Origin of the sequence: Flavobacterium sp. (assembly GCF_035760125.1) — a bacterium.
Taxonomy (GTDB): Bacteria; Bacteroidota; Bacteroidia; order Flavobacteriales; family Flavobacteriaceae; genus Flavobacterium.
Genome location: NZ_DASTTN010000328.1, coordinates 1 through 10583 on the forward strand (window position 1 = coordinate 1; position 10583 = coordinate 10583).

General features: G+C 34.5%; 11 protein-coding genes and 1 pseudogene. 3 read left to right on the forward strand and 9 right to left on the reverse strand.

The features are described from left to right. The 3 genes and pseudogenes from VFS71_RS11640 to VFS71_RS11650 all read right to left on the reverse strand — a co-directional run. Positions 1–517, reverse strand: a pseudogene (locus VFS71_RS11640) (DNA mismatch repair protein); the annotation flags it as partial. A gap of 316 nt (positions 518–833) precedes the next feature. Continuing rightward, entirely contained in the window at positions 834–1670 is an 837-nt protein-coding gene (locus tag VFS71_RS11645; RefSeq protein ID WP_326401440.1) for a universal stress protein, read from the reverse strand. Positions 1671–1927: 257 nt separating this feature from the next. Further along, a complete protein-coding gene (locus VFS71_RS11650) occupies positions 1928–2755 on the reverse strand; it encodes a universal stress protein (RefSeq protein WP_326401441.1) in 828 nt (275 codons plus the stop codon). Positions 2756–2930: 175 nt separating this feature from the next. On the opposite strand from VFS71_RS11650, the gene mnmE reads away from it, so the two are divergent. The 3 genes from mnmE to VFS71_RS11665 all read left to right on the forward strand — a co-directional run bounded on the left by mnmE (position 2931) and on the right by VFS71_RS11665 (position 6252). Next, positions 2931–4319 (forward strand): tRNA uridine-5-carboxymethylaminomethyl(34) synthesis GTPase MnmE, encoded by a 1389-nt coding sequence (gene mnmE / locus VFS71_RS11655; protein WP_326401442.1) that lies wholly within the window; start codon positions 2931–2933, stop codon positions 4317–4319. 231 nt (positions 4320–4550) lie between these two features. Then, complete coding sequence (locus VFS71_RS11660) at positions 4551–5123, forward strand: helix-turn-helix domain-containing protein (RefSeq protein ID WP_326401444.1); 573 nt, start codon at positions 4551–4553, stop codon at positions 5121–5123. Next, entirely contained in the window at positions 5110–6252 is a 1143-nt protein-coding gene (locus VFS71_RS11665; protein WP_326401446.1) for a site-specific integrase, read from the forward strand. Before VFS71_RS11660 ends, VFS71_RS11665 begins: the two co-directional genes overlap by 14 nt. Positions 6253–6306: 54 nt before the next feature. Here VFS71_RS11665 and VFS71_RS11670 read toward each other — a convergent pair whose 3' ends face one another. Genes VFS71_RS11670 through VFS71_RS11695 form a run of 6 tightly spaced genes read right to left on the reverse strand, consistent with a single transcriptional unit; the run spans position 6307 to position 10360 of the window. Continuing rightward, the gene (locus tag VFS71_RS11670) at positions 6307–6648 is read right to left on the reverse strand and encodes a helix-turn-helix domain-containing protein (protein ID WP_326401447.1); all 342 of its coding nucleotides are present in this window, start codon (positions 6646–6648) and stop codon (positions 6307–6309) included. Between the two features lie 40 nt (positions 6649–6688). Further along, positions 6689–6976, reverse strand: coding sequence for a hypothetical protein (locus tag VFS71_RS11675; protein WP_326401448.1), 288 nt, complete (start codon positions 6974–6976; stop codon positions 6689–6691). Between the two features lie 5 nt (positions 6977–6981). Next, positions 6982–7782 carry a hypothetical protein gene (locus VFS71_RS11680; RefSeq protein ID WP_326401450.1) on the reverse strand — a complete coding sequence of 267 codons (801 nt, stop codon included), beginning with the start codon at positions 7780–7782 and terminating at the stop codon, positions 6982–6984. A gap of 28 nt (positions 7783–7810) precedes the next feature. Further along, positions 7811–8659, reverse strand: coding sequence for a conjugative transposon protein TraN (gene traN, locus VFS71_RS11685; RefSeq protein ID WP_326401451.1), 849 nt, complete (start codon positions 8657–8659; stop codon positions 7811–7813). 18 nt (positions 8660–8677) lie between these two features. Then, positions 8678–9937, reverse strand: coding sequence for a conjugative transposon protein TraM (traM, locus tag VFS71_RS11690; RefSeq protein ID WP_326401452.1), 1260 nt, complete (start codon positions 9935–9937; stop codon positions 8678–8680). A gap of 48 nt (positions 9938–9985) precedes the next feature. Beyond that, entirely contained in the window at positions 9986–10360 is a 375-nt protein-coding gene (locus tag VFS71_RS11695) for a hypothetical protein (protein WP_326401453.1), read from the reverse strand. Positions 10361–10583 lie beyond the last annotated feature (223 nt).

A 10583-nucleotide genomic window follows, 5' to 3' on the forward strand; every position in this document is an offset into this window, starting at 1 on the left:
AATTCCCCAAAATCATCAAATTACAAACGAACAAAAACGATAAATAAGAAAGAAAAACAGTATTTGAGGTTATCAAATAGCCCAAAAAGCAACTTAAAAACAGTGCTGGAAACAAATATGAAATGATGACAGCTCCTTTGGACAACGGCTGACTGTTAAAGACACTCCATTGCAATAAGGTTTTATAAAGTGCTTCATTATCCTGCCCAACTTTGGCGAGAGCCAAAAACTCCTGACGCCAGTTTAGCTTCTCTTTTAACTCCTTAATTGCTTGATGATTCTTTTGTATTTCATCATTTGGTAAAAGCGTCAATAATTGTTTGGCCAAGGTTTTTCTACCAATAAAAGTGGCAGTTCTGTTCAGATTCTGAAATAACGAATGTTCTCCAAAAATATCCAAATCATAAGCATAAGGATGGTGAAAATCATTGAATTCGAAACCATTTTCAAAAGGGATTGATTTTCGCTCCAAATAGCTGATTTCATTTTCGTTGATTTCAATTAGAGCAATTTTCATCTTTTTTTGAAAAGATAATTTCGAATGAATTCGCATCAAAACAACAAAACCGGCAAACAGTATAACTGCCGATATGACAAATACTGATTCTCCGGTTTTTATGTAATAAAATAAACTTGCTAAAAAAAACAAAACACTTGTAAGCCTTATAAAACTAATACTATTATATCTCTTATTGATTACCTTTAACTCCTCTGAATAGTTTTGCCTATTGCCTTTGTATATTTCCATCGTTTGTTTTAATGATATACAAATGTAGGGAAAGTCGATAGCAATTTCAATAGCAATATAAATTCTAAAGTCTTTAATCTAAAAATTAATTCTCCTCATGCATCGCTAATATTGGCACAATTGAAATATTGGATAATTTTTGGGTCAGACTTGGGCGAAACAACTCGGAGAAGAAATTTCGTTTGTGGGTTATCATTGCCAAAATATCGATGCTTTTATGGGATGCAAAATCCAGAATGGTATCTTTAACGAGGTCACTGTTAACAATTGAGAACTTAACAGGTTCGTTTTCAAATTCTGTTTTCCATTGATTTATAGTTTCTTCCGAAACATCTGATTTGCTGGTTTTGACATACAGACATTTTACGACGGCAAATGTTTTTTTTGCAATTTTAATTACTTGCTTCAATGGAGCTTTGTCTTTTTCTCTAAATCGAGTTGTGAAACCAATAGTTTTAATTTTTTCAAATTGGGCTTCCAAAGGTACACTTAGAACAGGGACATCAACAGCGGTAACCACTGCTCCCGTATTGGAACCAATGAAAAAAGATTCCCAACCTGTTGCGCCAGAAGTACCCATCACAACAAAATCTATATTTTCTTCTTTGACAACTTTCTTGATGGCATAAATTAAATCGCCGTCCATCAGTTTGTGACTTAATTTAATCGTATCCAAGTTTCTTTTCTTGGCCAGTTCACGGAGTTTAGGAATTTCTTCTTTGAACATGTCAAATTGTGCCAATTGTAAAGAATCAAAAATATTATAATAATTGTCAGGAATAAATTGATTGTCGACAATGGGCAATTCGAAAGTATGCAATAACAACAGTTCTCCATTTACAATTTTTGCAAATTCTAATGCATGGATAAAAGCATTATTTGCAACTTCAGAAAAATCGGTGGGGAATAAAATCTTTTTCATTGCTGTATGAATTAAATGTTTAGTTTATGATAAACGATTCTGTTTTCTAATCTAATACTCTTACGGAATAATACGTAAATCTTTCTATATCAAATGGTTAATTCCTGTCTTTCTATTTTCGCGTGAGGGATAGCAGGAAGCTATCAAAGTAGCCCGAATAGCCCGACCCAGTTGAGTAAAGGGGCCTGCAAACGGCACTATTAATAAGCCCCTTTACTCAACTGGGGCACGCCCAAATTATTTCAAAATATGTAGACTTAATGAACGGATAATATCGGTATATTGATGTGAAATGTCAACTTCTTGGAAAGACTTACCTGAAAAAGTTTTTCGAAAAAGCCCCTGTGTCGTTCATGGATTGCAACCATATTTATTTTATTTTGTTCTATAAAATTTAAAATTATTCCTTCTATATCGTTACCCAAAACGGAATGAAAAGCGATATTCTCGTCCTTAAAAATGTTTTTGAAATCGACCACAAAGTCATCTTTATAGACAACGTGTGGCGGTTTTACGTTCAAACAATCTATGTGTGAGTGAAATACATTGGCAAATGCCACTACTTTTTTTAACGGTTCAATGTCACTCATGTTGAATTTTGTGTTAAACAATATTTTTTCAATAGGTGCATAGTTGCATTTTTCTGGAATGGCCAAAACTATACCATTGCATTCATTCATTATTTTTGTGGCTACAGTCCCTAAAAACACTTCTCGTAAGTGGGTTACACCTTTGGTTCCCATGACAATAAAATCAATGTTTTCCTTTTTGGAAAGCTTGACTACCTCTTTCACTAAATAGCCCTGAATGAGAACGTTACTCATCTTTATATGCTCCATATTGTTTTCTGCTGCTATTTTTCGCAAAATAGGAACTTCGTCTTTGTAATTCTCAAAATCACTTAACTCTTCATATTCATAAATATCCTGTAAGTAGATGGAAACATCTAAATAAGCAGGCGAATCTAATTCATAAACGTGCAAAGTAACGATTTCGGCATCTATGGCATCGGCTAGTTTTAATGCGTAAATAAAGGCGTTTTTTGAAACTTCTGAAAAATCAGTTGGGAACAATATTTTTTTCATATGCTTAGTAATTTACTGAATATCAATAATCTATATAAAGTTACAAAACTTCTAAAAATAAAGTATGATAATTGTCATTTTGATTCTTATTTAATAAAAAAATAACATAAAATGCATTGATTTTGAAGACTTGTAGGGTAGTAAGTTTTGCTTACTTTTGCATAAATTTTTTGTTATGATCCAAAACGATTCAATAGTTGCTTTAGCCACTCCTTCGGGAGCGGGTGCCATTGCCGTAATTCGAATTTCTGGCGAAGATGCCATTGCTATAGGGCACTCGGTTTTTCGATCCATAAAAAACAAAGATTTAAGACAGCAAAAATCACATACGTTGCATTTGGGGCATATCGTTGATGATCAAAAAACACTGGACGAGGTTTTGGTTTCTGTTTTCAAAGGTCCAAACTCTTATACGGGTGAAAATACTATTGAGATTTCGTGTCACGGTTCTACTTATATTCAGCAACAAATTATTCAATTATTATTGCGAAAAGGATGTAGAATGGCAGATGCAGGGGAATTTACCCTTAGAGCTTTCCTGAACGGAAAACTGGATTTATCACAAGCCGAAGCCGTAGCCGATTTGATTTCCTCTGATAATGAAGCCTCGCACCAAATTGCGATGCAACAAATGCGCGGAGGTTTCTCTAATGAAATTGCTAAACTGCGTGAGGAACTCTTGAATTTTGCCTCGCTCATTGAACTTGAATTGGACTTTGCAGAAGAAGATGTAGAATTTGCCGACAGAACACAATTTCACGAATTACTGAACCGAATTGAGTTTGTCCTCAAACGATTAATCGATTCATTTGCAGTGGGAAATGTTATCAAAAATGGAATTCCTGTGGCTATTGTGGGTGAACCCAATGTGGGAAAATCAACTTTATTGAATGCTTTACTGAATGAGGAACGCGCTATTGTTTCGGAAATTGCCGGAACTACCCGTGATACGATTGAAGACGAATTGGTAATAGGCGGAATCGGTTTTAGATTCATCGATACAGCTGGAATTCGCGAAACGGCTGATGTGGTTGAAAGTATTGGAATTAAAAAAACGTTCGAAAAAATAGAACAGGCACAGGTTGTCGTTTTTCTTTTCGACAGCTCGGAGTTTAAAGTTTCGGGAATAAAACTAAAAGTAGAATTAGAGAAAATAAAAAACCAGTTTCCGTTGAAACCGCTAGTCATTATAGGCAACAAAGCGGACAAACTAACCGATGCGGAAATTAAAAATATCAAAGCGGAAATTCCAGAAATTTTACTGATTTCTGCCAAAGAGAAATTGGGAGTTGATGAACTTAAAAACCAACTTCTCTCTTTTGTAAACACTGGTGCTCTGCGTAATAATGAAACCATTGTTACTAACACCAGACATTATGATTCGCTACTCAAAGCACTTGACGAAATTCAGAAAGTGAAATTCGGATTGGAAACCAATCTTTCCAGTGACTTAATGGCGCTTGACATTAAGGAAGCTTTATACCAATTTGGGATGATTACGGGCCAAGTTACCAATGATGAATTACTGGGGAATATATTTGCTAATTTCTGCATCGGGAAGTAGCAGAACAAAACATCACAAAACAACAACAAATAAACGAGTTAAAGTATTGATAAACAATATTTTAACTCGTTTTTTACTTGCTTTTTCTTTTGGATATTAAGTGACATTTTGTTTAAATTTGTACTGAATTTGTACCTCAACAAACGAGGTGCAAAAAATATTTTTTTTTGGCCATATCATGGCACACAGAGACACACATAGTCACAGTGGGACACTTAAAGTCACATTTCTATGAGTTCAAACATTAAGATTATCAGAATCTGCGATTTCTGTAAAGAAGGATTTACAGCCCGCACCACAAAAACGCTCTATTGCTCGCTTAAATGCAGTTCAAGAGCCTACAAATCAAGAACAAGGCAGTCAAAAATTACAGAAAGTAACAGACAGACTGAAATTGCCAAAAATCCTAATCTTGAAATAATTAAAACCAGAGATTTCATCAGCGTGAATCAGGCAAGCGTATTGTTCGGCATAAGCAATAGAACCATTTACAGAATTATCTCCCGAGGAGAACTTGACATCGCAAAATTTGGAACAAGAACAGTGATCCGCAAATGCGATATGGACAGCTTTTTCTCAATTCCGATGCAGGAGTCATTGCTTCGTCCTGTGCAGGAATTTCCGGGGCTGGATAAATGTTATACTATAACACAGATTCAGCAGAAGTTTGGGATATCTCCCGGAGCACTCTATATGCTGATCCAAAGGCATGGGATAGCCAAATATGCAATAGGAAAGTTCAATTACGTTGCTAAAAAAGATATTGATATTATATTTAATGCAGAAGAGTATGAAAAAGATTAATGTATCATTGAGAAAAAAAGTGATTTCAAAAGGAAGAATATCACTTTATCTGGATTTCTATCCTCCAATTATAAATATTGAAACAAATAAGTACACGAGGCGGGAATTCCTAAAAATATATCTTTTCCAAAAACCAAATAATCAAATTCAAAAGATAGCAAATATTGAGAATCTTCATACTGCGGAATTGATTCATATCCGAAGACAGAATGAAGTTCGCAAACATGAGGTATATTCTGAATTTGAAAAAGAACAGCTGGAGATTCAGAGAATCTCACAAGGTTCATTTTTAAAATATTTCAAGAAATTGGCAGATAAAAAAGAAGGAAACAACAAGTCAATCTGGTACAGTGCAATTTCACACTTCGAAGCATTTCTTGAAAATCAAGAAATTTGCTTTAAAAATGTAACGGTAATATTTATGAATGATTACAAAGAATATTTATTAAAAGCTAAAAACAGAAGAGATACAGGAAAAACATTATCCCGTAATACAGCTCTTTCTTATCATAATAAACTAAAAACCACACTTAAAAGGGCTTATAAAGAAGGAAAATTGAGAACTGACATTAATTCCGGAATAGAATCAATTAAAGAGCAGGAATCCCAACGAAACTTTTTAACCTTAAGCGAAGCTAAAAAATTATTTAGTACACCTTGTTCAAATGCAATTGTTCACAGAATTTCGATATTCTCTACATTGACTGGAATTAGATATTCAGATATAGCTAAACTTATTTGGTCTGAAGTACAATTTATAGAAGATGATGGATATTATATCAGATTTAAGCAAAAGAAAACCGATGGTTTACAAACAATGCCTATAACAGATGAAGCATTTGAAATCCTTGGCGAAAGAACAAATGAAAATGATAAAGTATTTGCAGGGCTAAAAAAATGGGATGTGGATAGAGTAATGCCTGTTTGGGTTACTCAGGCCGGAATTACAAAACATATTACATTCCATTGTTTTCGACACACTTATGCTACATTGCAGATATTCTCAGGAACAGATATTTTTACTGTTTCTAAAATGCTTGGTCATAAAAGTGTGAAAACTACTCAAATCTATGCTCACATAATTGATAAAAACAAGAGAGATGCAGCCAACAGAATAAGCTTAAAATAAAGTCTTGTAAATAAAAAAAGACATCACTTGTAAGTGATGTCTTTTTCTTTCCATTTACATGTTTTTTTTTGAATTAAATTTTTCTTCTGTTTCCTTCTGTATTTCTGTAATAGTTTTTACTCGCCCGGATTTAATCCAATTTAATAATTCAGTTCGATAAAAATAAAGACGTTTTCCCTGCTTATTGACTGGAATTTCATTTTTACACACTTTAGTATATATGGTAGAAACAGAAAGGTTTAATAATCTTGAAGCTCCATCAATAGTAAGAAGCTCTTCTTCTAAACCTCTACGATCACTTATATGATTTTCTTTAAGTAATTTCTCTATCTTATCGATTTTATTGTATAGTTTTCCAATAATATAGGGAAGATCTTCAAATGCAAACTGTTTCATAGTACTTATTTGTTTTCAAAAATTTGAGCATTTCTTTTTTCTATGCATCTATGAAATATATCTTACTCCCTTGAGTTTTTTTTAATGATGGCTCGTACTTAATGTATCCATATTCACTTAACTCATGAATACATTTAAGATATGTATAAGCTGAAGAAACTTTTGCCAGCGAAGTAACTTCGTACCTAAATACCTGTATTGGATTAATAAAACCCTTACCTATTCGATATTGAAGCAGGGCAGCATATATGGCAATATGTGTAGTACTAATACGAAAGTCCTTCTCAATGGCTAAAAAGAAATCCGATAAGGGTTTTAAATTATCCATTACCGCTATATTGAGTTGGTCTGCTTATTTCTCCTTCTCTTACCCTTCTCTCCAGGTTCCGAGACATCAGTGTCACTATCAGGCTTGATCTTTACATCCTTACCTGCTGATTTTCCTTCCGATTCATTCTGCTTTTGCTCTTTACTCTCTCTATTATTGACCCTTTGCATACTACCGTCATAAACATTAATTGTTTTAAAATGGGGATTAGCCTCCACAAATTGCTTTTTCTCAACACCGTCAATTGTAAAAATTACCGACTGCACATTCCCTTTTTTAAGAGAATTTAACAGATCGTCCTTATATTTTTCATTTTCCAGTTCTTTGATGGGATGTTTTGCCAAGCTGCCTGCAAGGTCATAACCATAGTTTTGATGGTAATGATTCAGTTTAAAATTACCATTGCCATCGGTCTCCTTAAAATCCAATTTAATCCAAGCATTGTACAATTCTCCTTCTCTATTTTTAAGATCCTTATTAACGGCGCGGCCTTCCATTAAGTTGTAAGCTTCCTTGGCAGTAATATTGTTGTCTTTATTAATATAGAAAGTTTGCGCTAAGACTTCCTTTGACTGCTCTTTTTCAAGGCTCATTTTATAGGAATTAAAGAAATACATATCACCTTGATCTGACTTTTTGAAGTTCAAATTGGCAGACACAAAATCATTGCCATACTTCACATTATGGCTCAATGTGAACTCCGTTTCCCCTTTTTCCATCTTCTCCTTTAAAGCATTCTCCATCCCTTCACCAAAACCGGTAAATTTTATTTGATCTTTTAAGTATTCTAAATTTTTCTGATTCATGATAATTATTTTTAAATTAATCCTTTTTTTACAAACTCGTTAGTACCTCTACCTGGTCCAGTTCTCTATTTTTTACATTAAGCTCTATATGCCTCCCTCCGCTTTTTTCAATAAGCTGTATTACAAAATATTGTTTCTCCGGGATCGTAAATTTGGGCAAAGCAAATACTACACTAACTTCAGACCCGTCCGGGATTGTCTTGACATTTGATGTAGAAAAAAGTGGTGAAATTTCAATTTCCTGCGATGCCGTTCGTTTGGATTTCTTTTGATCGCGTACAAAAAATCGCAGCTGATCAATGTCATAATTAATCCTTGACGCATTACCCAGCAGTAGTCTGAAATACATCACATCTTGATGAATAAATACTCCATTGACTTGAAGCTTAATATAAAATCGATTCTGAGTTAAACCGCCTATTCTTTTCTTCTTTGACAATGCCAAAGAAGCATACTGCTGAATCTGTTTTTGGTTTTCATTTTCAGAAGAAAACAATACCTCTTGATTAGACGTTCCTTCATTGCCGGCGACTAAATTTAAAATGGGGCATTGTTCATCATAATTTAAAACAAAACTATACAACCTGCCATCTGCTGTAATAACCGAAAGATTTGTTTGTGTGAAATCTTGCTGCCCCGCCTTTATCAGTAAAATATTTTCAACCCCTTTGGCCTTTTGAACCAAAACTTCTGCGCTCCCTCTATCCACACTTTTAATGGCATACGGAAATACAATACTGGTTGTTTTAGAATAACCTATTTGTAAATCCCTCGGTTCAATTGTTGAGCGATTTTCACCTTTAGTCTTTAATTGTCCGAAGCCTGAGAGTGTAATCAATAAAAGACATGCTGTAATCCATAAAATACTATTTTTCATCATTTAAAATTTTAAAAGTTATTTTGAATTCTTTTGTTTCTCATCATAAAGCAACACCTGATATCCTGCCTTTACCACCACTTTAATCAACTTCACCTTTTTGCTCAAAAGACTTTTAGCTGCTTCGATACCTACTCCTGCCGCCTGTGCCCCCCAAGAATCATCAAGACTTGCCACACCTAGCGTCTGAATGGAGCGATCGGCAGAAGCTTTGGCCACATCCCTATTTATTGCCCCTGGGATATAGATACCAGCAATTCCGTCCATATCATAAACCGAAAGTTCTACAGGAAATAGAGAATTCTTGTATTTAATGTTGCTTATTTTAACTACCAATCGTTCCCCTTTTAAAGAAGCAATACCAAAGAGAAAACTATTCTTAGGAATTGATACTCCTTCTATAAAAACATCACTACTCAGTCGAAGCTTAACTGTTGATCCATCTACAATGACTTGCATTTCGGGAATAACTGCTTCCAATGCATTTTGCATTTCATCAGGCACAAAACCTTCCTCTAAAGAATAAAATGAATCCTGTCTTAATAATGCTCCTTGATCGTTCCGATCTTTTTGAGTTGCGACTTGCAGTGAAGTGATATTATCTTCACCTCCTTTTTTATCCACCGCAAACACTTTACCTTTCTGATTTATGGAGGATTGTTTTAATTTTTCAGCCACACGTCCAGGATGTTGGATATCCAATATATTCTCCAACATACCCCCCAGTTGCTTCAATTCAGGGTCTGGCGCTTGAGGTTGATTCATGGCTGACATCATTTGCTCTAAGCTTTTTACATCATCCGAGTCAACAGTGGATGAACGCTGGTTTTCAAATTCGCTCATGTCTTGACCATTCCCTATCGCATCTGAAGGCTGGCTAATTGCCTTTTGTAGCGCTTCCAATTTTTGATATACTTTCTCTTCATTTGGGTTTTTAAAAGAACTGGTATTTAATGCACTTCTTTTCTGCCTATAACTTTTTTGCGCGGGCAAAGTATCATACCCGATTGATTCCGAATCATCAAAGAATGTTTCTTCCACATAGTTAGGATCTTTTCTGATTTGTTCTTTCCTTTTTATGGAATCCAGAGCCGCCTGATCATAATAACTCATCTTATCCAAATCAGAATCCACTTTAAATTTGGGTTCAGGAAGTTCAACATTAAAACCTCTTCTCCCTTCAGGCTCTACTGTGATGGCATTCATTCTGCCCCCTCCAAGAGTCCAAAACAGCAGAGTAATAAAAGGCAATGTCAACACTGGTAAGATCAAAAGCATCTTACGCTGCTTTATCTCTCTTAATGATATTGTTTTTTGTTCCATGGTTTAATTTTTAAAATTTGATTTATAATAATTTTCAATAAAAACAAGACTATCCATAAATCCAGGTCGACACCTATCAATACTATCGTATGCCTTTTTCCCTTTTGGACTTTTTCCAAGACTGTCCAGATACTTCCTAAAGCAGATAATTCTTTTTAATTCCGCTCTGGAAACAGAAATCGGTCCAGAAATAGTAGAAACAGATTCTCTGATTTCATTAATTGGTTTAGATATGGGTATGATCTTTATACTGCTTTTAGTTCTATTTGAAAGACTTTCTGAAATAATATAAAAACAGGCACTCCCAGTAAGAATCACAAATAAACCCAATAAACAAATCAACTTTCTTTTAGAGAGTCCTGATGTTACACTACTCATTTTTTTTGCCCATTTATCTTGAATAATTAAATAATACTTATGTACTATTAGGCCCCCCTTACTACTGCTTTCTGCTGTGTATACCGATTTACTTCCATGCCTTTTAAATAGCGACGACATCATTGCTTACTTTCTGTTTTCAACCTTTAAATCCTTATTCTCGATTGTATTCCAGCGTTCAATTAAAAACCCATGTGGGTTATTGTCGCTTCTTGAGACATTG

Coding starts and splice junctions, on each gene's coding strand:
- VFS71_RS11645 (WP_326401440.1), bottom strand. CDS start 1,670: ATGAAAAAGATTTTATTCCCCACCGATTTTTCTGAAGTTGCAAATAAT.
- VFS71_RS11650 (WP_326401441.1), bottom strand. CDS start 2,755: ATGAAAAAAATATTGTTCCCAACTGATTTTTCAGAAGTTTCAAAAAAC.
- mnmE (WP_326401442.1), top strand. CDS start 2,931: ATGATCCAAAACGATTCAATAGTTGCTTTAGCCACTCCTTCGGGAGCG.
- VFS71_RS11660 (WP_326401444.1), top strand. CDS start 4,551: ATGAGTTCAAACATTAAGATTATCAGAATCTGCGATTTCTGTAAAGAA.
- VFS71_RS11665 (WP_326401446.1), top strand. CDS start 5,110: ATGAAAAAGATTAATGTATCATTGAGAAAAAAAGTGATTTCAAAAGGA.
- VFS71_RS11670 (WP_326401447.1), bottom strand. CDS start 6,648: ATGAAACAGTTTGCATTTGAAGATCTTCCCTATATTATTGGAAAACTA.
- VFS71_RS11675 (WP_326401448.1), bottom strand. CDS start 6,976: ATGGATAATTTAAAACCCTTATCGGATTTCTTTTTAGCCATTGAGAAG.
- VFS71_RS11680 (WP_326401450.1), bottom strand. CDS start 7,782: ATGAATCAGAAAAATTTAGAATACTTAAAAGATCAAATAAAATTTACC.
- traN (WP_326401451.1), bottom strand. CDS start 8,659: ATGAAAAATAGTATTTTATGGATTACAGCATGTCTTTTATTGATTACA.
- traM (WP_326401452.1), bottom strand. CDS start 9,937: ATGCTTTTGATCTTACCAGTGTTGACATTGCCTTTTATTACTCTGCTG.
- VFS71_RS11695 (WP_326401453.1), bottom strand. CDS start 10,360: ATGAGTAGTGTAACATCAGGACTCTCTAAAAGAAAGTTGATTTGTTTA.